The organism is Photobacterium kasasachensis (genome assembly GCF_050336885.1).
GTDB classification, from domain to species: domain Bacteria; phylum Pseudomonadota; class Gammaproteobacteria; order Enterobacterales; family Vibrionaceae; genus Photobacterium; species Photobacterium kasasachensis.
Genome location: NZ_JAKJSH010000020.1, coordinates 58,955 through 81,936, shown reverse-complemented (window position 1 = coordinate 81,936; position 22,982 = coordinate 58,955). Strand labels below are relative to the sequence as shown.

The window sequence follows — 22,982 nt, the reverse complement described above, 5'->3', positions numbered from 1 at the left end:
ATTACCTCTACAGTGTTGTTATCTGATAGGTGGCTTTGGGGAAATGAACATGAACCCTACCCGCAACCTCTGTGTCTCTCGCCAGTATCCAACGTTCATTATCTTCGCCCACCAGGCAACCCTGTGTATCGCCCAGAAGAATATCCGTCGTTGCCACTGATACACGCTTGCCTATTAATGAGCCTTGAGTCATCGAAGTGTCTATTGAACGTGGCTGGTTATTCTTAGCTGAAGTAATTGCATTGAATGGTGTAATGTCAGCCGATCTGCCATGAGAAAAGCTGATCATTTTCTGATACCACTTTTCCAATTGAGGCCGGCCTTTAAACAGTACGCGCCCTTCCATTCCCATTCGAAACCAAATCAGATGAACAGCGCAAAAATCCGCATAGGTCGGTGCTGACCCATTCAGAAAGTCCTTCAGCAATCGCGTTTCTAGCTTATCAAGATACCGTTGCCACAACGCTTTACTTCTTGCCCTGTCAGGTGCCGCCGCTGTGAGCTCAGGATTACTATTTCTGAATAGATGCTTTTTATCTGCCAGGTAATTAGGTAACTGGCGCAATGGAACCTGAGACAGCAAGGCCCGTATCAACCCCAGAGGGTGTAACGAATTAAGGGAGAAATGAAAAACATCATTCTCTATATACTCAGACCATTGCCACTCTTCCTGTGACTGAAAGAACGGGTTCAGTTTTTCATTTCCTGATAGTTCAGCAATTTCAGCTGCTATGATCCGCGTATCACAAAAAATATCTGCGCCCAGCTGAGCCACCGGAATTCGGCGATAACCATCGAGAAGCGGGTCAATCGATGGTCTTGGCGGGGTTAATGGCGCTTCAACAGAAAGCCAGAACAAATTGGTGTAGCCCAGCATTAGACGAATTTTCTCGGAATATGGAGAGACCGATTTATGGTGAAATATGAAGGTTTGCTGATCAGTCATAATCGTTTCCCCTACTCTGCCAATGGCTTGAATTCGCCGTTCTTCTTCAATGCAGCCAGGTAGGCTGGACGAGCACGCATCCGCGTCAAGAAACCTTCAACATGCGGATATTGTGAACCTATTCCAGTGCGTACTTCTGCCACTTCCAGGCAATAACCCATCACGATGTCAGCAGCTGTAAGCTCTTCACCAGAAAGCCATGTCGATTGCGACAGTTCTTGGTCCATAAATGCCAAATGGCGGCGATACCTTACCCACAGGTAGCCTTCACGTACTTTATCCACGACCGCTTTGATTACCGGACGAATGAAAAACGGCACTTTCGACACCATCCGTTTGAATATCAGCGCTTCGAGAAGCAAAGGCATAAAACTCGCCTGAGTTGCATGCATCCAGTAAAGGTATCGAGTACGTTGAGAGCTGCCGGGCTCTGGCCTTAAAGCAGTATTCGGATATTTATCGAGAATGTAATCAACGATAGCGCCAGTTTCAGGCAACACTAGGTCGCCATCAGAGATAGTCGGCGATGTGCCGATAGGATGTAGTTTTTTATATTGTTCAGGTGCCAACGTTTGCGGTCCTACACGCTTGTAATGCTGAATCTTGTATTCCACGCCTAACTCTTCAAGCAGCCAGAGAATACGGATCGACTGCGAATTTTCCAGATGGTGAACGGTGATCACTTTCAAACCTCGCTGATCATGTTTTGAACGATTTGAATATTATGATCCATGGATTATAAATACAAGGATTATTTTAACATATAGCAAGAGATGAGATGGGCTACGATGTGGGGTAAACTAGCCGTTTCTGGCGGAGGAGATGACAGTTGGCCAACAAAAAAGCAATTATTGATGCCGATATGAGCATAGAAAGTAAGGTGATAGGCTTAATCACCTGTATTGGTCAAGAATACAAAAGCGAGATGGCACGTCGCTTGGCCCCGATGAACCTGTCGATGACGCAATTGAATATTTTGCATGCACTGTCATTTGCACCAGACCATTGCCTAACCGTCAATCAAATCAAGCAGGCAATGATTGATGACAGCCCGAATGTCTCCCGAGCCTTAAACAAGCTGATGGATGCCGGATTAATCGAAAAACAGCGTAGTACGCAAGACCAGCGTATTGTTCATATCCACCTTACTGCCGAAGGTGCTCAGGCGCATGTTGATGCAGATAAGCAACTACTAGATATGAATGTTGAAGGGCTAACAAAAGATGAAGTTGAACAACTATTTGACTTGATTAAAAAAATATAAAACGAGCCGCTTTAAAGCTTAATCACGTTAGAAACAGCTCTACTACATGATTAACTACATACAAGCGGCTAACGGTAGATGGTACGAAGACTGACACCTAGTTCTTGGGCTAGGTAGTCACCTGAAACTGGGTATTTATGACAGCGCAACAATTGAAGCAAATCGAATAAGCGTTGGCTTCGGGACATATCAACCAACCGAAAGCAATTTCCGAATAATCTCAGATATTACTTCACCCAAATTATTTTTTGCTTTTTCAACATTATAGAGCCAGCTCAATATATTCATCTAATAGCAGTGCTATACTGACGCTCAACCAGCATGACAAACCTTATTTTCCACCCCTACAAAATGTTCATCCACTCACACTACTGACAAGTTCATCACTACCGTTCGAGATACCGCTCTCACCTTTATAAAAAAGCGCTAATTATTGACCAGTTTAATAAATAATCTCCAACCTATTCCAATAACAAAGCAGAGCACAACAATGACAAAATTCAACTCTACATTAGCAACCACAACATCGAAAAAAACATCGGGGATTAACAAGCTGACGAAAGCGAGCCTGTTAAGCGCAAGCGCACTGCTAGGCGCAGGCATGTTTGCTTCCCAGGCACATGCCGATACCATTCTTCATGCCTTTAACTGGAAATACAGTGACATCACCAGTCAGGCAAAAGAAATCGCACAAGCCGGCTACAAGACAGTACTCATCTCCCCGCCGTTAAAATCGACCGGTGATCAATGGTGGGCCCGTTACCAGCCTCAGGACATTCGCCTGATTGACTCACCTGTTGGTAACAAAGAGGACTTGCAGGCACTGATTGCCGCACTAAAAGCAGAAGGTGTCGGTGTCTATGCCGATGTTGTTCTCAACCACATGGCTAACGAGAGCTGGAAACGCAGCGATCTGAATTACCCTGGCAGCGAACTGCTTGCCCAATATAGCCAAAACGCAGACTACGTGAATCGGCAGAAATTGTTTGGTGATCTCAGCCTTGGTCAGTTCTCTGCCAACGACTTTCACCCGGCCGGGTGTATCACCGACTGGAGCAATCCGGGGCACGTGCAATACTGGCGCCTGTGCGGTGGCAACGGCGATGTCGGCTTGCCGGATCTTGATCCAAACAACTGGGTTGTCGGGCAGCAACGACTCTATCTTCAGGCGCTTAAAGATATGGGAATATCTGGTTTTCGAGTGGATGCCGTCAAGCACATGAGCAACTACCAGATCACTCAAGTCTTCACCCCAGAGATCACCTCTGGTATGCATGTCTTTGGCGAAGTGATCACCAGCGGTGGCAAGGGCAGCAACGATTACCATGCGTTCCTGGAACCGTACTTGAACGACACCAACCACAGTGCCTACGACTTCCCTCTGTTTGCCTCAATCCGCTCGGCCTTCTCGTTTAACGGAAGTATGTCAGTACTCCACGACCCTCAAGCTTACGGTCAGGCACTATCCAATGATCGAGCCGTTACCTTTACCATTACCCACGATATTCCGACCAATGACGGCTTCCGCTATCAAATCATGGATCCAGCTGACGAAAAGCTCGCCTATGCGTATATTCTGGGTAAAGACGGTGGCACACCACTAATTTATAGCGATGCACTACCAGCCAACGAAGACAAGGACAATGGCCGCTGGAAAGGTGTATGGAACAGAAGTGATATGACCGCCATGATCAGTTTCCATAATCAGATGCAAGGCAAAACAATGCAAACGCTGTACAGCGATCAGTGCCTGCTTGTATTCAAACGCGAGAAACAAGGGCTTGTCGCTATCAACAAGTGTGGCGAGGAGCGCTCCTATACCATTGATACCAATCAGTTCGAATTCAACTGGTACTTGCCATACAAAGATAAGCTGAGCAACCATAGCGAAACCATCAGCTCACGCTATCACACGCTCTCTGTACCAGCTCGAACTGCACGAATGCTTGCTCTCTAATTCCAAAGCAGCTTTAGATACAAAAAGGGCCAGACATCATGTCTGGCCCTTTTCGAATAAACAGATCGTTATTCTGCGTACTGCATCAGATGCTGCTTCACTGCATCTGCCGCAAAGGAGTGCTCAACACTGACCTTATAGATAGCAAAGTAATCTTCACGGGTTAGATCGAACTCTTCCACTACCTTACGCACTTCATCAGTCATCGTCGTGTTAGACACAGTACGGTTATCGGTGTTGATGGTGATTAATACACCGTCTTTGTGGAAAGCTTTGATCGGGTGGCTGCTGAGGTTATCAACGGCCTTAGTCTGGATGTTACTGCTAGGACATGTTTCCAGCGCCACAGACTCACTCTTTACCAGCTCATAAGCTTCCGGGTGGCCTTTGATATGAATACCGTGGCCAACACGTTCTGCGCCCAATAGCGATACAGCATCATGAACATTCTGGCCGTCGCCCTGCTCACCAGCGTGGATGGTCACTCGATATCCCTTCTCGATGGCATACTGAGCATATGGAATGAACTCATGGCAGAAGCCAGACACTTCACTTCCCGCCAAATCGAAAGCGACAACACCGTTATTTAGGTACTTGGCACCGGCATCAATGACTTCGTTAATACGATCCTTCGGCATGGTACGCAGAATCGACAAAATATAATTGCCATGAATATCGTACTGCTCTTCTGCTCTCTTCATGCCTTTAACAACGCTGCCGATGATCTGGTCAAAGGTCAGGCCATTTTGCAGATGAAGCATAGGACCAAAGCGAACTTCCAAATACTTGACGTTCTCTTTGGCAGCATCTTCAAACACTTCAAACGAAATACGCTCTAGCCCTTCTTCTGTTTGCATCACTGAAAGTGGCAATTCAAAGCGCATCAGATACTCATCAAGATTCTGGCATGTTTCTGGAGCAACCATCAGTGTTTTGATTTCACTGATATCCTCACTTGGCAGAGTCAGGTTTTGCTGGTGAGCCAGTTCAATAATCGTTTGCGGACGAACACTACCGTCTAGGTGGCAGTGAAGATCTATTTTGGGCAGGTCGAAGTAGTTCATGAGTCTCTACCTTTATTCAAATGGTACATAAAGTTACAGACTTCATAATCAAGAGTTTAAGGCTCTTGGTAGAAACTCCCAAACCATATCATTGGGATTATACGAAGCAAGTTGGCTGAGGAGTCTATCATTGTGATTAACTACCTGCAATCCATACGGTTAGCGCATCTGAGATGGCTAAAATGAATAATTATAGTACAGGGGAAAAACCCTATGCGATAACAACAACTATGCTGCTATTGAATAGGACTCTCGCCCTCCGTGCTTACCCTTGCGCTGAAAGCTACCCTTCCCTTTTTTCGCCTTCACGACACGGGTACGAAATAATTTGCTTGTCACAGCCGCCTTCAGGGCGTTGTCCTGAATCGTACCGCGACCTAGCTCGGTCTGTTGCTCATTCTGCTCAGCTAGCCGGATATTCTCCACCAGCTGTAACTTCTTTTTCTTGCCCATGATATCTTTCCTCTGATAAGAATCTTTGACGAGATAGAAATACACATTCTACCTCAGGGGTAAATATTACCGCCATCAATGACTGGAAGCAAAAAAACGCATAACGCCTGATCCTGTATTCACTCCAGATACTCTTTATAAAGGTCGAGAAACTCCAGCACAATCTCTCTGGCAACTTTGGTTTCGCAGTTGGTCAGAAAGACCATGCCGGTTTGGGTGTGCCGATTAAATACCATTTCAGTTCGTATCCCCTTCACCCACCCGCCGTGGTGAACAAAGCCAGTGATCCCCTTGTAATCAAAAGTCCGCCAGCCCAGCCCGTAATAAACATTGCTCAGCTTGGCACGATAACGGTACTGATTTGCCCGTATGTGGGGCTTATGCATCACCTCCAGGGCCGAAGATCGCAGTACCGACGGGTTATGGCCAAATTGGGCCAGCATCCATTTTGCCAAATCTTGTGCGCTGGCATTAACCCCTGCCGCAGCCGGCACCTTGTAGTAATAAGGCGCGGGTTTCACAGCGGCACAGCCAGACTTAACTTTGACATGCGGAACAACGCGATTTGAACTCTGCTCGAACTCATCCAGCCCGTACGATGCATGATTCATTTTTAGCGGAATAAAGACCTGCTCTTTGACCAAGGTGGGAAAATCCATCCCCGCGGCCTGAGCCAGCATGTCGGCACTGAGGTTATACACCACGTTTTGGTAGCCATAGCACTTTCCGGGATCGCACACGAACTTAACTCGCTTTAACGCCCGGAGTATGCGGGTATAGCGCACGTTGTCTTCCAGCAGATCGGAATAGGCCTGAGGCACCAATCCGGTAGTATGTGACAGCAAGTGTCTTAATGTGACGCTCTTACCCAGATTAGGATCACTGAACTCAATATTGTCGAGATAAGGTATGACATGGGTATCCCATTCAATTAACCCCTTGGAAACCAATATCGATGTTGCTGCCGATGCAAATGTTTTCGATATCGATGCCAGCGGAAAAACCGTGGCTGAGTTTATCCGCTTATTGCCACCGGCTTTTGTCACCCCGTAGCCACGCAGCAGGCGAATATTGCCATTGATAATGACAGCCAGTGATGCACCGGGAATCCCTTTCTTCACTGACTTTTTCACATAGCTATCGAGTGCGAAAACAATCTCGTCTTTGGGGGCAGCGTTGCCAGCCCCCAAAGGCAGCAAGAGAAGGAAGACAGACCACAATCTGCACATCACAGATACACCAACCTTATCGAATTTTCACTAAGGTTAGCGCCTAAAAGCAGCACATTATCTTCTCTGAATTGAGAATTAAACTCGATAACAATAAAGTGTCAAAAAATAGAACAAAAAAAATCATTTATTAGAAAATAGTTCAAGAAATATACTTATTTTTCCTCTATGATTATTTTATTGTTCTTTTTTAACATGACGCATTTATTTGCTATTAATTCAACAGAATTAATAATTACTGCTTACAAGTGTGCGCTCAAAATAGCCAAACTGTGTACAGGTGTTCGCTGAAATTAATATTTATTGTGTACAAGTGTTCGCTGAAAATAGTGTTTTATTGAGAACTCATACCGTTTACGTGATAGTTATGTCAATTTTTAGATTATTTGCACTATCCTTGCGCTGTTCATATATACTTGATAAATAAAAAGAAACACTCATCGGATGAGCTTGAAAGTGAGATCCAGGGCACAAAATGACTTTTATTGTTGGCCATAACCGCTACAATACACAGCCTCAGCCACTTCAAGACACATATTAATAAGGTCACATAGTCATGAATGTAGTCGATTTTTTTAAACAGAAGCGTGATGTTCTTTCAGTACATCCGTTCGAACTTAAAGATTTCCTATCACCTTCCCTGCGTGACTACTGGCTTGAGCTTAGAAATAAGGCAAACAATAGCCAAATCGGTCTTTTAATAAAAGATCATAAACTGGCATCCAATGACGATATAGCAGCACCTGCTGAGCCTGTTGCCCAGCCTGCGCCAATCGTAATGAAGCCTGAAGCAGAAAAACTGTTCAATGAGTTGAATGACACCCTTGGTGAAGTCATTCATGTCGGTCAATGGCTGACAGTCGATCAAAACCGTATTAACAGCTTCGCAGATGTTACTGAGGACCATCAGTGGATCCACACCGATCCAGAGCGTGCGGCCGAAGAGTCACCTTTTAAAACCACGATTGCCCATGGCTTTTTAACTCTGTCGCTACTTTCTGTGCTGACTGATAGTGTTGATCCAGACAACCAGAAGTTCCCGACGGCGAAGATGACCGTTAATGTCGGGTTGAATCAGGTACGCTTCCCTTATCCGGTAAAAGCAGGTAACCGTGTTCGTGCCAGCACTAAAATTCAGTCTGTTACACCTATCAAGCGTGGACTTGAAATCGTTCAGGAACTAACCGTTGAGATTGAGGGCGTGCGCCGTCCGGGCTGTGTCGCTGAATCTGTGATCCGCCTGCACTTCTAAACGAAGCCAGACTGTACCACCCAAACGTTAAAAGGCCATCTCAAGATGGCCTTTTTCAATATCTGTATCTGGTCGCTACACTTTTTCAATCACTTTTAATGCTTCTTTCTTGCTTAGTGCAGATAGCTTACCTTCATTGCGAGCTACAAACCCTGAGACATAATCAGGATCGGTTTTGGAATATTCTCTCAGCACCCAGCCAATCGCTTTTCGAATAAAGAACTCTTCTTCATCTGCCAGCATCAAGATAGTCTCTTCCAGTAAAGGGACATTCGTCTCAGACTTATGCTTGAGATGGGCCAGCAACGCAGTTCGGCGCAACCACATGTTATCGGATACACGCCACTCTCTGAGCTTTTCCTCCAGCTCTCTGTGTTCTTTAACCAGGCCTCCGATAAGGTTAGATGCAATTTTATCTACGGTATCCCAATGGTCAGCCTCTAGAAGCATCTCCTCGTAGATTTCAAATGCTTCCTTAGTGCGAAAGGCTTTATAGTATTCGGCAACATCCATCGCCAAATACTGTTCCTCCCGATTCTCTCCTGACCAAAGCCAGAGAACCAGGCGGCTATAATCTGTAAATGTGCCGACTTTAGTGTGCTCGCGAGCCTGTTTAAAAATGGCCTGACGTTCCGGTGCCTTTACACCATAAAACGGCTGGTCCGTCTTCATATATGCCTGCATCGCCTTTGCATCCTCGGCATTGCCTGCTTCAGCCATGCGCTGCTGCATAAAGATCACCATGGGAATGATCAGAGACATAAGTACTTCCTTTACAACTAACTATTATTATTTTTGTATTGGAACACAGTTAGGAATAGCGGAAAACTACTTTTTATCACGCAGTTTCAATCGATAAGCTCAGCAATCCTGCTGAGCTTACTGGACGTTGAGTCTCCCCATTTAAAATGGTATTCAACGTTTGGCGGCTTTGCCCTGGTAGGCCAAATATTCCAGAATACTATCAATTTGCTGGAAGCTAAGATCGGTATGATCAGGCATTTGGGTATAGCGGAATTTCGATGGTTGACGAATGTACTCCCGCAATATCTCGGGACTTCGATAGACGAGGATATTCATTGGGGCATTCAAATCAGGACCAACCTTTCCCCCTTGCTGATCTAATGCGTGGCACTTCATGCACCTGTCTTTGAATAATTTGAATCCGGCAAATACGTTCGTCGTTTCTTTAACTTGCTGAGGGTACAATGCCGGGTATTGATTCTTAAACTCAACCGTATCAATTACCGCCAACTGATAAGGCCATGGGTAGGCTTGCTTAGGTGTCTGCTTGTCGCTAGTCCAGACCATGTAGAAAGGCCCGGGGTTTGACTGGTTGTGACCAATGAGTTCCCAGTCAGGCTGCTCCGCATCTCGGTATACGATATAGCCACCTTGTTCTAACAGTTTATCGAAAGGCGAAACTGCCTGGTAGCCATCAAGCGCAACAAACTTAACGTCGGTACTCAGCTTACTTTCCCACGATTTTCCGTAAGCCAATGCCATAACATCATGCAGGGCAAAGGCCAGATATCGCTTATCTTTCTTGTATTGGGGATCATAAATATCTATCTGATGTGTCAGTAATTGTTTTTTCATTGCCCCCAGCGTCAACGCATTAACGGTTTTCCCTTCTTCCAAAAAAACAAGCTTCGCTGAATAGGCACTTGCCGACCATACACACAACAAACATAACACTGAAAAGCACTTCATCCATAAAGTTGAACGCATCATTGTCGTGCCCCCTTCTCCATCGCAATTATTGGTTAGAATGCTTACTAATTACTTGATTTACTTTGAATATAGTCAGTAGCAACTAAGGAAAGCTAAACCTTGCGCTTATTGGAAGCAATATCACGGATTGTGCTGATTTGTTCGCGATTTTTGAGCTATCCGCTTACTGGTTTAAATGTCGAGGTAAAATGCCTAAGTACCGGCGCTTCGTACTCAAACTCCAGTCCGGATAAGTTATTCGCCTGGTGGACTACATTGATCAACGCGTCAGCTACATAATCCATATGATCATTGGTATATACGCGACGGGGAATGGTAAGACGCAAAAACTCCACTGGTGATGGTTTTTGCCTTTTTGTGACAGGGTCACGACCAGCAAGCAGTGATCCAATTTCAACCGCGCGGATCCCTGCCTCCAGATACAACGCATTACATAATACCTGAGCAGGAAATTGTTCTGCCGGGATATGCGGCAGTATCTTTTTTGCATCAACAAAAACAGCATGACCACCGGCAGGCAACTGGATCGGAACGTCTGCTTGCTGTAATCGATAAGCGAGGTACTCAACCTGCTTGATTCTGTAGGTCAGATAATCTTCATCCAACCCTTCATAGAGACCACGAGCAAGCGCCTCCATATCCCTGCCTGCCATACCGCCGTAGGTAATGAAACCTTCCATGGGTACACAGCGGGTTTGCACAGCCTGCAATAACGCTCGGTCATTGCGAATAGCACATACACCGCCGATATTGACCAAGGGATCTTTCTTTGCCGATAGCGTTAGCATATCGGCGTACTGATACATCTCGGCTATAATCTGCTTAATCGAACGGTCTTGATAACCGGCCTCTCTCTGCTTGATAAACCAAGCATTTTCACAGAACCTGGCCGAATCGATGATCACCGGTATATGATATTGCCTGGCTACCTGGTAGACCGCTTTCAGGTTTGCCATCGAAACCGGCTGCCCTCCTGTACTGTTGCAGGTTATGGTGACAATGATCCCCGCAATATTCTCGGCGTGATAATGGCTAATACAGGCGTTGAGCTTCTGCAGATCAATATTGCCCTTCCAGTTATAGGCAAGCTCAGTATCAAATGCCCTATCATCCACTAAATTAATGGCCACGGCCCCAGACAACTCCACATGGGCAGCCGTGGTATCGAAATGGAAATTAGAAAGAAATACTGGTTGCGTGCCACCGCGTTCCTGCCGCATTTTCTCAACCAGGCACGGAAACAGTATCTGCTCGGCACCACGTCCCTGATGTGTCGGAACAAAGTCATGGTAGCCAAAAATATCGTCAACAGCAGCCTGAAGGTGGAAGTAATTACGGCAACCCGCATAAGCCTCATCACCCAGCATCAGCCCCGCCCACTGCCACTCGCTCATCGCACCGGTACCGGAGTCGGTCAGCAGATCGATGTAGACATCTTCGCTTCTCAGCGCAAAGGGATTATAACCCGCCAGCTTGAGAGCTTCTTGCCTATCCGCCAACGTCGTCATCCGAATAGGCTCTACCATTTTTATCCGAAAGGGCTCAGGAATACGTTTCATCGGCGCCTCCTCATCCTCACCGCTAACTATAGCGTAAGGCAAATCCCTGCCTTCCTTAAGTTGACGAATACCCTTCGCCTTCCTACGTTAAATATATCAGCCACCTATAAAACCTTATTGAGCCAAGCTGAGCTAAAGACGACTTAGGGAACTCATAAGGCACCAACAACATTATCCGGCTGCTCTTACAGTTAACAGGGATGCCAGCAATATGGAACCAAGAGACGTCAAGACGATCGACGACGCCAAAGCCATTATTAACGACCGCGGCCTCACACACGTCAAAGTCGGGTTATTTGACAATGACGGTGTCATGCGCGGCAAATACATGTCCAAAAGCAAATTCTTCTCTTCTCTCGAGCATGGGTTCGCCTTTTGTGACGTCGTCCTTGGATGGGATGTCAAAGATCAGCTTTATGACAATACCCAATACACCGGCTGGCATACCGGCTACCCCGATGCCCCCGTTCGTATTATTCCAGACAGCTGTCGAGACGTCCTCGATGAAGACGGAATGTTGTTGTTTATTGCCGAGTTTGCCGGAAAGGCTGAATCGATTTGCCCCAGGGCCACGCTAAGAAAGGTGATCGACAAAGCCGACGAGATGGGGTTTGATGCCATGGCTGCCCTGGAGTATGAGTTTTTTCTCTTCAATGAAACCCCGCACTCCGCCAGAGAGAAAGGCTTCAGAAACTTAGAAACCGTCACACCCGACTGGTTTGGCTATTCCATGATCCGCAACTCTACCTACTCGGATTTATACAAAAGCATTCTTGCCATGGCCGAAACCATGGACTTTCCGATAGAGGGGATCCACTCGGAAACGGGGCCCGGTGTGATCGAAGCTGCTATTGCCGTTGACCACGCCGAAGCCGCAGGAGACAAGGCTGCGCTATTTAAGACTTACATGAAAGTGCTGGCTCAAAAGCAGAATTTACTGGCGACCTTCATGGCGAAGTGGAGCAATGATTATCCCGGTCAGAGCGGCCATATTCACCTTTCATTAATGAACAAAGACGGTTCGTCAGCATTTTTTGACTCAAGCCAACCCCATACCATGAGTAAGGCACAGCGGCATTTTCTCGCCGGGCAGCAACGGCTGATGCCCGAGCTGTTGTGTATGATTGCCCCCTCCGTCAACAGCTACAGCCGGATGATCCCTGGATTCTGGGCACCCACAGATGCCACCTGGGGGATCGAGAACCGAACCACGGCCCTGAGAGTAATTTCAGGCTCTACCAAAAGCCAGCGAATCGAATACCGAATTGGCGCCGCAGATGCCAACCCCTACCTTGCCCTAGCCGCTGCCCTGGGATCCGGCCTGTATGGTATCGCAAGGGAATGGGAGCCCTATGACGCTGTTACCGGCAATGCCTATGAGCAGCCCCACCCTGAAGAGCTGGAATTACCTCGTACCCTATGGGATGCCACCCAGCGCTTCAAAGCATCACAGGCAGCACGCGAGCTGTTTGGTGATGCCTTCGTAGAACATTTCGCAGCATCACGAGAATGGGAAGACAGAGAATTCAGAAAGCATGTTACTGATTGGGAACTCAACCGCTACTTCGAAATCATCTGAGGCAAGCAGGCATGACACATCAACCTGATGAAAACACAGTCTTACAAACTGTCTCCCCGGCGGATAATAGCATTGTTGTCACCCAGCCGTTAGCCAGCCAGGAAGACATCATAGCTACGCTGGAACGGGCAAACATCTCGCAAAGTCACTGGCGACAAACACCGCTCTCACAGCGGAAAGCCTATTGCACCAAAGCCATTGACGCCCTGCTGACCCACAAAGAGATGATTGCCTGCGAGATCAGCTGGATGATGGGACGCCCGATTCGCTACAGCAACAGCGAGCTAAGAGGCGTTGAAGAGCGTGCTCGCTATATGATCTCCATCTGCGACGAGGCACTTGAACCAATCACCCTGAACGAAAAACCGGGGTTTACCCGTTATATCAAGCATGAGCCCCTCGGCACTGTCTTTGTCATCGCCCCCTGGAACTACCCTTACCTCACCGCTATCAACTCGATCATACCGGCTCTGCTGGCAGGAAACAGTGTGATTCTCAAGCACTCGTCACAAACGCCGCTATGCTCTGAGCGACTGCAGCAGGCCTTTGATGAGGCCGGGCTGCCCAAAGGCGTGTTCCAGCACCTCTTTCTTAACCATACTGATACCGAACAGCTTATTGCCAGCGAACAAATACAACATGTGGTCTTTACCGGTTCGGTCTCTGGAGGGCGGATGGTCGAGAAAGCAGCGGCCGGCCACTTCCACAACATTGGTCTGGAGCTTGGCGGCAAAGATCCTGCCTATATCCGTGGCGATGCCGATCTGGACCATGCGGTAGCCACTGTTATCGATGGCGCTCTGTTCAATGGTGGACAATCATGCTGCGGTATCGAGCGTGTTTACGTCGACGCCACAGTTCATGATGAGTTTGTCAGTCGTGCCAAAGAGGAAATTCATACGTACCAACTTGGCTCGCCGCTCGAATACGAGACGACCCTCGGTCCCCTGGTGCGAACCGCCGCAGCCGACTTTGTTCGGGCTCATATCCAGCAGGCCATCGAGATGGGCGCAACCGCCCACATCAATGAATCCGACTTTCCGGCCAGCAAACCGGGTACGCCCTATTTAGCCCCTCAGTTGCTGACTGATGTGACTCATCAGATGCGAGTCATGACCGAAGAGACATTCGGCCCTGTCGTTGCCGTACAGAAAGTGCATTCCGATCATGAAGCCGTCGCCCTGATGAATGACAGCGAATTCGGGCTTACCGCCAGCATTTTTACCCGCGATACCAAGCAGGCCATAAAGCTAGGGGAACAATTGGACGTCGGTACGTTTTTTGTCAACCGATGTGACTACCTTGATCCGGCGCTTGCCTGGGCGGGCGTTAAGCACTCTGGGCGCGGGTGCGCCCTGTCAAAACTGGGGTTTGAAACCCTGACCCGGCCTAAATCATTTCACATCAAGCACCCTCAGGAGTAACCGTCATGCTCGAGGCACATTGGCACTATCCCACCGCAATTACCGTTGGTGAACATTGTTCTGACCAACTTGCCCAATACTGTAAAGATGCCGACATTCATAAGCCGCTGATGGTGACAGATCCTGTCCTGGCTGACAGTAAAATGGTTCGAAATGCCCTTGCTCAATGTCGTCTTGCTGATCTGGAGATTCAGATATTTCACGGCATTCAGGGAAATCCAACCGGACAGAATGTCGAAGCCGGGATCCACCATTATCTGGAAGGAAAACATGACGGCATTATTGCTTTTGGCGGAGGTTCCAGTATAGACGCCGCCAAGGCGATTGCACTGGCGGCGAATCAGTCTCTCCCGCTTTGGGAGTTTGAAGATAAGGGAGATAACTGGCAGAAAGCCGATGCCAATGTTATTGCGCCGGTGATCGCCATACCGACCACTGCAGGTACCGGCTCAGAAGTTGGCCGAGCCTCAGTGATCACCGATGAAAGCCAACAGGTAAAAAAAATCATTTTTCACCCTAAAATGATACCTGTTCACGTTTTGCTTGATCCTTCTCTTTCCACCACCCTGCCACAACCCTTGACAGCTGCGACAGGAATGGATGCCCTGTCACATAATCTGGAGGCCTTCTGCTCCCCGTCCTATCACCCGATGGCCGAGGCCATTTCCCTCGAAGCCATGCGGATGATCATGCACTACCTTCCCGTCGCCTATCTCGACGGGAGCAATATTCAGGCCCGCACCCAGATGCTCGTGGCATCAACAATGGGGGCTACCGCCTTCCAGAGAGGGCTCGGCGCAATGCATGCCCTCGCTCACTCATTAGGCGCTGTATATAACCAGCACCACGGGCTGCTCAACGCTGTACTGATGCCATATGTTCTCGCAGCCAACCGACCCAGAATTAATGAGAAAATGGCCAGGCTAGGCCGATACCTTGCACTGTCCGAACCTGACTTTGACGGTATTATGGCTTGGGTGCTCTCACTCCGAAAAGAGCTGGGCATTCCTCATACTCTGGCTGAAATTGGTATTGATGACCAACAAGCACAGCGCATAGGTGAAATGGCGGCATCAGATGCGGCCGCACCGGGTAATCCTATTTCGTTTGACGCCGCGCAATATGCCGATATCTTTTGTCGCGCCGTTAGCGGCAAGCTAACTGACTGAGGCACTATGAGACTGGGCATTTTACTCTGTGACGATGTTAGGCCCGAGTTGCAAGAAAAGCACGGCAACTATCCGGCAATGTTTAGCGAGCTGTTTCGCCAGGTCGGCTCTGACATCGAGCTCCACTTCTATCGCGTTATTGACGGCCAGTATCCAGAGTCATTGGATGAGTGCGAGGCGTATGTCAGTTCGGGCAGCAAGTACAGCGTCTACGATGACATAAGATGGATCCGCACTTTTGAAGCCTTCATCCACCAGCTGTACCGACAACACATTCCTTTCATCGGAATTTGTTTCGGCCATCAAATGATTGCAAGAGCACTCGGAGGAGAAGTTTCACGTTCAGACAAAGGCTGGGGGCTCGGCGTTGCCGAGGTGGAGCTTCAACTTGACGAAGTCAGCAAACATAGCTGGCTCACACCAGCAATGAAAGGCTACTCACTGCTGGTCAGCCATCAGGACCAAGTCATCGAACCACCCAAGCATACACGGGTACTGGCTGGTAGTGCATTTTGCCCCTATGCAATGATTCAAGTTGGCAGTCACTTTCTCGGCGTCCAGGGGCATCCGGAGTTTACTCCGGAATACAGCCACGATCTGATCAAATTAAGACGTGATAGCTATCCTTTACAGACATCTGAACACGCCTTACTTTCACAGAGCCAACCCACAGATCATTTAGTCGTCACCCAGTGGATCATTAACTTTATCAAGCTACGACACCTGAACTTCTCTCACTGACTAAGTGTCTAGAGCTGGTCCAAATAGATTATTCGAAATATCTGAACATCTTCTTCTATCTGGGGTTATGGAGGTCACTATCAGTTTCTCTACAATTGGTTATATCAAACAGATAAATGCTCGGTTTGATATAACTGCAGGAGAAACAGCAATGTACCATGCTCATATTTATTTTGACCTTTCCCAACAGTCACTTGCTGAACAAATCCATCAGCAAATCCGACTAAGCAGAGCAGATACCACCGCAATCTTCCCGTTGGTGAAAAAGAAAGTTGGTCCTCATGTGAAGCCCATGTTCGAAGTACAGTTCAACGATAACCAATTTGGTTTCATCGAATGGCTCGAACAACATCGTGCTGGGCTTTCTGTATTGATCCACCCGGTTACCGGGAATCATCTCGCCGATCATACCCGCGATGCCATCTGGCTTGGCGAAAGGCTAAGTGTTCGCACAGAAATATTCGGGCAACATTAAAAGATTATTACTATAAAAGGCTTCCTAGACGTAGCAGTTAACCCACTGTTTTATCTTTTCTTTGAATGGCGCTTTTATCGGAATCCCAGAACTTTCATGTATATTGATTTGAGCAGGATCTTTCGTTTCCCTGTACGCTTTCATTCCTTGTGAGTTTGCCCAGTAATACAGTCCCCAGTTTATAAGATTCCAGTTTTCATCATAGGGGTTGTGTTCGTAATCAACGTAATAGAGAGTGCCTTCGCACAATACAAAATTATCGGGGAAATAGTCGATATTTAACCCTTCATTTTGGAGCGTAGAGGCCATATTACAGACTTGCTCAACACAGGTTTCCGGTAGGGTTTCGCCAACGATAAGATCAGTTACAAGGCTTCCATCAATGAACTCTTTTACCAGATAGTTTTCTTTAGCATTCACCTCTAATAAAGTCGGTACGTTTATTCCGACTTCCTGCAACTTTTCATAGGCTGCAACTTCAAGTTCCACCTTATTGGCATCACCAAACGAATAGTACAGGCAAGGCTCATAATGCATTAACTTGACTACATATTGGTTTTCACCTCGTTGGGCGAGATATGAGTAACCTGACTTCCCCTTACCGAGCAACTTCAATAACTCAAGCTTTCCCATGCTGGTGGCTATGTCACACCCAACCGCATCCGTAATATCCATTGCGTATCCTTTGTCTATTCTTGTTTAGCCACACTGTAGCCAGTAATATTCGAAACAAGTTAGCAAAGAAAGCCCTATACATTTAATGAGTTAACTCACAATACGGCATATTACAGAAACACTAGTTTTACTATTTCCCTTTATGGCGAAGTACCAGTGTGATACCACCAAGGATTGCAATCGATGCCAGAAACAAACGTAGTGAAATCGACTCCCCAAGAAATAACACACCACCAATTGCGGCTATTACTGGCACGCTCAACTGAACGGTAGCAGCGGTTGTTGCCTGCAATGCAGGGAGAACGCTATACCACATCACATAACCAAGACCCGACGCAATAGCACCAGACAAGACCGCATACCCCACCCCAGACCAGTCCAGAGAAAAACTGCCGAGCATGATGATACTCAACACCAAAGTAAAAGGGACTGCCCGGAGGAAATTACCCGTCGTAGCCAGAACCGGATCACCGGCTGTTTTTCCCCTGATAGAGTAAACTCCCCAGGCTATACCTGCGGCGAGCATCAATATCGAGCCCAGCAGAGGCGGGGCTGATAAACCGGGTAGCAGCAATCCCAACAACCCACCTATGGCAAAGCCAAAGCCCAACCATTGAATGGCTGTTAGTCTTTCCCCCTGCCACAGTCCATACCCCAACATGGTTGTCTGCACAGCAGCAAAAAGCAGTAATGCACCGGTTGCAGCCGGCAAACTGATGTAGGCAAAGGAAAACCCTGCCGCGTAAGTAAACAAGGCAAGAGCAGAGAGCCAGTTCCCTTCGGCTGGCTGAGCACTACTTCTGTGAATGGAAATCAGCCACAATACCGCAGCTCCCGAAACCAGACGGATAGTGGTAAAAGTGGCAGCATCGATGTCTGTTTCCAGCAACGCCACCCTGTTTAGTAATGAGTTTCCGGCAAATGCCAGCATTGCGAGCGTAGTCACCGCCATCACTCTTGAGAATGGCTTTTCATCCTGTGTCATTTATCTAACCAACACCTTCGTAATCTGCTTCACAGGGGGGCAAAAGAATAAAAAAGCAGCCCCCACCAATGTTGGGAACTGCTCTATAGTATGGCTGTGTTTCACCCGCTACGCGTTACAGTTCGACTGCTACAGCTCGACAATGACCTTCTTGGCCAATGACATCGCTAAATTATTATCGTAATACGCCGCCTCGTTGATAAAGTGCGGGTAAGCTTCATAGTCACCAATCCAGCAAATCTCTTTACCATCAAATAGGGTAAATATCGGGTCACCCGAACGAATCGGCTTAAAGTCAGCATCCTGGACATTTCGGTGAACCATACCGATACGCTCGCCATTGTCATCTTCGGGCAACTTCAGCGTTTCTTCATATTTGAATGCTTCATAGCTTGCAGGCAATGACGGCAGAGAATCTGAATTGTACAGTTCGACATAATCAAGAATGTGCTGGGTCATCTCTTCCATCCAGTCGAGCACATCCTGGCGGATCACTGACTGAGACTGCGGGCCGACTTCAACAATCACGCCTTGCTTGGTAATTGAACTTAGGAAGTAATGCTCATCAACCGATGTCTGATCTTCCAGCACCACGACGGCTTCAGGCATTTTTGCCTTAACGTAGGCACCCATATTGCGGTTAAACGCATCGGACTGCAGCAGGATCAGTGTCGGCCCCATATTACTGGTGGTATTGTGCAGGTCGATGATGAAGTCTGTTTTGGCGTTTCCTTTCGGACCGATCTGAAGGTTGATAGCCTTCGCCCGACTCTGCTCGTAATTAGCCAGTTCAGGGTTGTTCAAATCTTCAAAGCTGAATTGTCGGTTCAGATCGCAATCAAGATAACGCTTGTTTTCTTCAAACGCTTTCGGATTGGCAAAAACAGTCTGGGTCGCAAAGGAGTCTCGGGCGATCAGTTGTGGATCTTGCTGCCATTTGCGAAGCAGGTAAATCCCGCTGAATTCATTTCCATGTGTGCCGCCGACAACAGCAACCGAATTAATTGTATTCGTCCTTGTATTCACAGGCCTGGCTCTCACTCGTCATAATCTACTGAAATGAATACCAGTTTCACTCACGTTTTGCCAGTGAAACTGACTAATTTTCGACAGGTCGGGTTTGTGCCAGTTTTAAATAAGAATGCAACTCGTCATTTTTATACTCGATCGCCGAGTGAATGTTGACAGTTCGATTGGCTATTACTGCACAACGGAACAGATCTTCACCTTTATGGATGACCATTTCTATCACACCGTCTACCAGCTCCCACCAGCCCGAATGTTGCTGGCGGTTAAATAGCGTGTATTCGTTAAGCGAACCGTCCGGAAGGAACGTCAGCTCGGTAACAAACCCGGCGCTACAGGTTTTCAGCCACTGCTGGGACGCTATCTCTTCAAGTGAGAAATTTCGCTTATTGGACAGCCACTCATGCATATTGGCCTGTTCGTCTGAATCAAGCTCTGGCAAGGCATCTAAATCCAGTAGCCTGACCCGTTCTGATTCACGCAAATACAGTTGAAGCAACTGGCATGTTTTCTTCTCTGACATCCATATCACCTTTACATATCATTATGTTAGGAACGAAATTAAACCCTATTTGGCTATCTTTCACGGACTAAAGAATCAAACTGTTAACCTGCTCAAAACTTAACCTTACCTCTGAGGGTCTTTGTCTGGCCGCGCTGAGTTTTTTTATCCATTCTGCGTTTCTGGGAGCCTTTAGTCGGCTTGGTTGCCCGTCGTGCTTTTTGCTGGACAACTGATGCCTGGATCAGCTCCTTGAGCCGTAATAATGCATCTTCCCTATTTTGTTCCTGAGTCCGATATTGCTGGGCCTTGATGATAATAATTCCATCTTTTGTAATACGGTGGTCAGAGAGTTTCAGCAAGCGCTCTTTATAGAAAGCCGGTAGGGATGAGCGTTTGATATCAAACCGAAGATGAATCGCGCTGGAAACCTTGTTGACATTCTGGCCTCCCGCCCCCTGAGCGCGAATTGCTGACATTTCGATTTCCCATTCAGCAAGCTGAACGGAGTTGGAGATTGTTAACATGAAAAGAAATACAAACCTGTAACGAAAAGGTATTCAAACCTCGATTATATCACTGATTCTGTAATCAGTTGTCAGCAAGCCAAATGTGATCATGCTTACAGGCTCGCCCCAAGACAGTATGGTCATCAATGAAGAACCAGTATTCTTTGCAAATCTAACGTTATTGCTATTATATCCATGAACTTACTGATTGAACTTCTGACAGACTCAGGCCAGTTTATTCGCCCCTGGCTAAGCGAAATTTCCACGGCCATGGTCGCTTGTCTGCTCGTTGTTTTCGGTGCCGATATTAACCGAGCACTGAGACGGCAACTTTCCGGTACCAACTTTATCATCCGCACCCTAGTCTTTATCCTGGTCAACGCCTTCGGGTATGGCTTTTTGATTGTTTCCGTCTCTCCCTGGCTGGCCAAGCAGCTTAGCCATATACCCAGCCAATGGTTAATCTGCCTTGTTGTCTCTATTTTTATCTTTGTCGGTTCGTGGGCGCAGCGTAACAGACAGGTATAGTACACCTAGCTTCTAATCCGCAGATAAAACAAAACCCGGCATTGATGCCGGGTTTGGGTTATATCTTAACAATCAACGATCACACCCTGCGATATGGCAAGTAAGCCGGCTCCCACATATGTTCGGCCAGTTCCTGTTCGACATCTTTGCCTCGCAAAATGCTGTTAGGATCCGTCGCCTGCATATTGGATAGTATGCTAGTCGCAACACGCAACGAGACATCTTTCAGCTCACTGATCCGCGGATAAACGCAACCCGCTGCGAGATCTTCCTCGGATACGCATTCAGCTAGTGCATAAGAAGCCATGGTGAACATATCCAAATTAATCTTCCTGGTACGAGAAACAATGGCTGCCAAGCCAACACCCGGGAAGATAAACACATTGTTACCCTGCCCAATCCGGTATTCATAGCCGTTGTAGCTGACATTATCAAACGGACTACCTGTCGCCACAATCGCTTGCCCGTCACTCCACTTATAAATATCTTCCGGAAGCGCCTCGCAATTGGCTGTCGGGTTGGATAGCGGGAATACCATTGGACGCTTGGTATACTCCATCATCTTCTGGACATGCTCTTCTTTGAACGCACCACCAATGCCACTGGTTCCCAACAGTACCGTGACCGGGTGATTGTCGATCAACTCTGTCAGTGATACTTTACCGAGCACTTCGGTATGCCAACTCTCTGCAATCGAGCGCGGCTTGGCATAACGCTTCTTATACTCATCCAGCCCTTCACGGTCATCAAAGACCAACCCCTGAGAATCGAGAATGAAGATTTTGTCTCGCGCTGCCGCATGAGAACAGCCTTCTTTCAACAAACCGGCATAAATCTGATCGGCTACCCCAACCCCGCCGGCTCCGGCCCCGTAAACCACATACGATTGATCAACGAGCGATTCATCCTTGATTTTGACTGCGCCCAGAATACCAGCAAGTACCACCGAGCCCGTGCCCTGAATATCATCATTAAACGAAGGCAGGAAGTCTTCGTAATCAGCCAGATTATCAAACGCATTCGACTTGCTGAAATCTTCCCACTGCAACACGGCTTTCGGGAAATGCTGCTTCACCTGACGGACAAACTTCTTGATAAAGGTTTTGTATTCTTCACCGCGCATACGCTTGCGAGGTACACCCAGATACATAGGATCGTCTAGCAGATCCTGATTGTCTGTACCCACATCCAGTGCAATCGGCAAACAATGAGCCGGATGGATCCCCGCCCCCAAGGTATAGAGCGACAACTTACCGATTGGGATCCCCATGCCGCCAACCCCTTGGTCACCCAATCCCAAAATCCCCTGACTGTCTGTTACCACGATAATTTTGATGTCTTTACCGGTAAAGTGACGGGCCTGCTCGCCCATATTATCGACGTTGTCTTCTGTAATATATAAACCACGTGCCTTCTGGTAGCGGTGACTAAACTCCTGACAAGCCTTGCCCACTGTCGGGGTGTAGATGATCGGCGTCATCTCCTCGATGTGGCGAGACAGCAAGGCGTAGAACAATGTCTCGTTTCGATCCTGGAGGGCACGCAGGAACAGATACTTCTCGATATCCGTCGATGCATTTCTGAAACCGTCATAAACGCGGTTAAGCTGGTCATCAAAGGTCTGAACACGCGGGGGTAACAAGCCACTCAGCTGAAAAGCTTCTCTTTCCTCGTAGGTAAATGCAGTACTTTTGTTGAGTGTCCGGTCATTAAGCAGCTCTGTTCCGGTTAGAGAAACAGGTCTGAATTCATTGCCATTTTCATCTTTCCAACGCAGGTATTTGCCTATCGTCATGGTATCCCTCCAGTCTTCTTTTCGACAATCAGTCCTCAAATATGTCCTGCGGCGATGACAGACAATAAGAGGGCTGACATTGACTCCTTTAGGAGATAACGAAAGATTCTACGCCC

At 47.5% G+C, this 22,982-nt stretch carries 22 protein-coding genes, 2 pseudogenes and 1 riboswitch; of the genes and pseudogenes, 9 read left to right on the top strand and 15 right to left on the bottom strand.

The features are described 5' to 3' along the window. Nucleotides 1-7: 7 nt before the first annotated feature. Together L4D19_RS23760 and L4D19_RS23755 are read right to left on the bottom strand one after the other, a co-directional pair. On the bottom strand, nucleotides 8-946 hold the full coding sequence (locus L4D19_RS23760) for a glutathione S-transferase family protein (protein ID WP_428454516.1): 939 nt from the start codon (nucleotides 944-946) through the stop codon (nucleotides 8-10). A gap of 11 nt (nucleotides 947-957) precedes the next feature. Next, a complete protein-coding gene (locus tag L4D19_RS23755) occupies nucleotides 958-1,629 on the bottom strand; it encodes a glutathione S-transferase family protein (protein ID WP_428454515.1) in 672 nt (223 codons plus the stop codon). A 146-nt stretch (nucleotides 1,630-1,775) separates the two neighbouring features. On the opposite strand from L4D19_RS23755, the gene L4D19_RS23750 reads away from it, so the two are divergent. After that, a complete protein-coding gene (locus tag L4D19_RS23750) occupies nucleotides 1,776-2,210 on the top strand; it encodes a MarR family winged helix-turn-helix transcriptional regulator (protein WP_428454514.1) in 435 nt (144 codons plus the stop codon). Nucleotides 2,211-2,281: 71 nt separating this feature from the next. On the opposite strand, the pseudogene L4D19_RS23745 reads toward L4D19_RS23750, so the two are convergent. After that, nucleotides 2,282-2,398, bottom strand: a pseudogene (locus L4D19_RS23745) (HTH domain-containing protein); the annotation flags it as partial. A 413-nt stretch (nucleotides 2,399-2,811) separates the two neighbouring features. Between L4D19_RS23745 and L4D19_RS23740 the strand changes: the two are divergent. Further along, nucleotides 2,812-4,167 carry an alpha-amylase family protein gene (locus L4D19_RS23740; RefSeq protein WP_428454556.1) on the top strand — a complete coding sequence of 452 codons (1,356 nt, stop codon included), beginning with the start codon at nucleotides 2,812-2,814 and terminating at the stop codon, nucleotides 4,165-4,167. 68 nt (nucleotides 4,168-4,235) lie between these two features. Here L4D19_RS23740 and add read toward each other — a convergent pair whose 3' ends face one another. The 3 genes and pseudogenes from add to L4D19_RS23725 form a co-directional block, all read right to left on the bottom strand. Then, nucleotides 4,236-5,231: an adenosine deaminase gene (add, locus tag L4D19_RS23735; RefSeq protein ID WP_428454513.1), complete on the bottom strand. Its 996-nt coding sequence runs from the start codon at nucleotides 5,229-5,231 to the stop codon at nucleotides 4,236-4,238. Nucleotides 5,232-5,256: 25 nt separating this feature from the next. Continuing rightward, nucleotides 5,257-5,356: riboswitch (purine riboswitch) on the bottom strand. A gap of 115 nt (nucleotides 5,357-5,471) precedes the next feature. Beyond that, a pseudogene (locus L4D19_RS23730) lies at nucleotides 5,472-5,684 on the bottom strand (alternative ribosome-rescue factor A); the annotation flags it as partial. Between the two features lie 119 nt (nucleotides 5,685-5,803). Continuing rightward, nucleotides 5,804-6,913 (bottom strand): serine hydrolase domain-containing protein, encoded by a 1,110-nt coding sequence (locus tag L4D19_RS23725; protein WP_428454555.1) that lies wholly within the window; start codon nucleotides 6,911-6,913, stop codon nucleotides 5,804-5,806. A gap of 556 nt (nucleotides 6,914-7,469) precedes the next feature. Here L4D19_RS23725 and L4D19_RS23720 point away from each other — a divergent pair. Continuing rightward, nucleotides 7,470-8,165 (top strand): MaoC family dehydratase, encoded by a 696-nt coding sequence (locus L4D19_RS23720; protein WP_160656053.1) that lies wholly within the window; start codon nucleotides 7,470-7,472, stop codon nucleotides 8,163-8,165. Between the two features lie 75 nt (nucleotides 8,166-8,240). Here L4D19_RS23720 and L4D19_RS23715 read toward each other — a convergent pair whose 3' ends face one another. From L4D19_RS23715 to L4D19_RS23705, 3 genes are all read right to left on the bottom strand, one after another. Further along, on the bottom strand, nucleotides 8,241-8,927 hold the full coding sequence (locus L4D19_RS23715) for a DNA alkylation repair protein (RefSeq protein WP_428454512.1): 687 nt from the start codon (nucleotides 8,925-8,927) through the stop codon (nucleotides 8,241-8,243). Between the two features lie 153 nt (nucleotides 8,928-9,080). Then, nucleotides 9,081-9,899 (bottom strand): c-type cytochrome, encoded by an 819-nt coding sequence (locus L4D19_RS23710; protein ID WP_428454511.1) that lies wholly within the window; start codon nucleotides 9,897-9,899, stop codon nucleotides 9,081-9,083. 155 nt (nucleotides 9,900-10,054) lie between these two features. Next, a complete protein-coding gene (locus tag L4D19_RS23705; RefSeq protein WP_428454510.1) occupies nucleotides 10,055-11,458 on the bottom strand; it encodes a tryptophanase in 1,404 nt (467 codons plus the stop codon). 211 nt (nucleotides 11,459-11,669) lie between these two features. On the opposite strand from L4D19_RS23705, the gene L4D19_RS23700 reads away from it, so the two are divergent. The 5 genes from L4D19_RS23700 (at nucleotide 11,670) to L4D19_RS23680 (ending at nucleotide 16,846) form a co-directional block, all read left to right on the top strand. Further along, nucleotides 11,670-13,037: a glutamine synthetase family protein gene (locus L4D19_RS23700; RefSeq protein ID WP_428454509.1), complete on the top strand. Its 1,368-nt coding sequence runs from the start codon at nucleotides 11,670-11,672 to the stop codon at nucleotides 13,035-13,037. A gap of 11 nt (nucleotides 13,038-13,048) precedes the next feature. Next, a complete protein-coding gene (locus L4D19_RS23695) occupies nucleotides 13,049-14,461 on the top strand; it encodes an aldehyde dehydrogenase family protein (RefSeq protein WP_428454508.1) in 1,413 nt (470 codons plus the stop codon). A 5-nt stretch (nucleotides 14,462-14,466) separates the two neighbouring features. After that, a complete protein-coding gene (locus L4D19_RS23690) occupies nucleotides 14,467-15,630 on the top strand; it encodes an iron-containing alcohol dehydrogenase (RefSeq protein ID WP_428454507.1) in 1,164 nt (387 codons plus the stop codon). Between the two features lie 6 nt (nucleotides 15,631-15,636). Then, nucleotides 15,637-16,371 (top strand): glutamine amidotransferase-related protein, encoded by a 735-nt coding sequence (locus tag L4D19_RS23685; protein WP_428454506.1) that lies wholly within the window; start codon nucleotides 15,637-15,639, stop codon nucleotides 16,369-16,371. A 151-nt stretch (nucleotides 16,372-16,522) separates the two neighbouring features. Next, nucleotides 16,523-16,846 (top strand): DOPA 4,5-dioxygenase family protein, encoded by a 324-nt coding sequence (locus L4D19_RS23680; protein WP_428454505.1) that lies wholly within the window; start codon nucleotides 16,523-16,525, stop codon nucleotides 16,844-16,846. Nucleotides 16,847-16,870: 24 nt separating this feature from the next. On the opposite strand, the gene L4D19_RS23675 is transcribed toward L4D19_RS23680, so the two are convergent. The 5 genes from L4D19_RS23675 to arfB all read right to left on the bottom strand — a co-directional run bounded on the left by L4D19_RS23675 (nucleotide 16,871) and on the right by arfB (nucleotide 20,561). Further along, nucleotides 16,871-17,521, bottom strand: a complete 651-nt coding sequence (locus L4D19_RS23675) for a BUD32 family EKC/KEOPS complex subunit (protein WP_428454504.1) — start codon at nucleotides 17,519-17,521, stop codon at nucleotides 16,871-16,873. Between the two features lie 130 nt (nucleotides 17,522-17,651). After that, on the bottom strand, nucleotides 17,652-18,506 hold the full coding sequence (locus L4D19_RS23670; protein ID WP_428454503.1) for a DMT family transporter: 855 nt from the start codon (nucleotides 18,504-18,506) through the stop codon (nucleotides 17,652-17,654). A gap of 129 nt (nucleotides 18,507-18,635) precedes the next feature. Next, nucleotides 18,636-19,532, bottom strand: coding sequence for an aspartoacylase (locus L4D19_RS23665; RefSeq protein WP_428454502.1), 897 nt, complete (start codon nucleotides 19,530-19,532; stop codon nucleotides 18,636-18,638). 73 nt (nucleotides 19,533-19,605) lie between these two features. Beyond that, nucleotides 19,606-20,055: a hypothetical protein gene (locus L4D19_RS23660; RefSeq protein WP_428454501.1), complete on the bottom strand. Its 450-nt coding sequence runs from the start codon at nucleotides 20,053-20,055 to the stop codon at nucleotides 19,606-19,608. 92 nt (nucleotides 20,056-20,147) lie between these two features. After that, nucleotides 20,148-20,561, bottom strand: a complete 414-nt coding sequence (gene arfB, locus L4D19_RS23655; protein WP_075766080.1) for an alternative ribosome rescue aminoacyl-tRNA hydrolase ArfB — start codon at nucleotides 20,559-20,561, stop codon at nucleotides 20,148-20,150. A 177-nt stretch (nucleotides 20,562-20,738) separates the two neighbouring features. Here arfB and L4D19_RS23650 point away from each other — a divergent pair, with 177 nt between their 5' ends. Continuing rightward, nucleotides 20,739-21,071: a DUF3392 domain-containing protein gene (locus L4D19_RS23650; protein WP_428454500.1), complete on the top strand. Its 333-nt coding sequence runs from the start codon at nucleotides 20,739-20,741 to the stop codon at nucleotides 21,069-21,071. A gap of 79 nt (nucleotides 21,072-21,150) precedes the next feature. On the opposite strand, the gene L4D19_RS23645 is transcribed toward L4D19_RS23650, so the two are convergent. Next, nucleotides 21,151-22,866: an NAD-dependent malic enzyme gene (locus L4D19_RS23645; RefSeq protein WP_428454499.1), complete on the bottom strand. Its 1,716-nt coding sequence runs from the start codon at nucleotides 22,864-22,866 to the stop codon at nucleotides 21,151-21,153. Nucleotides 22,867-22,982 lie beyond the last annotated feature (116 nt).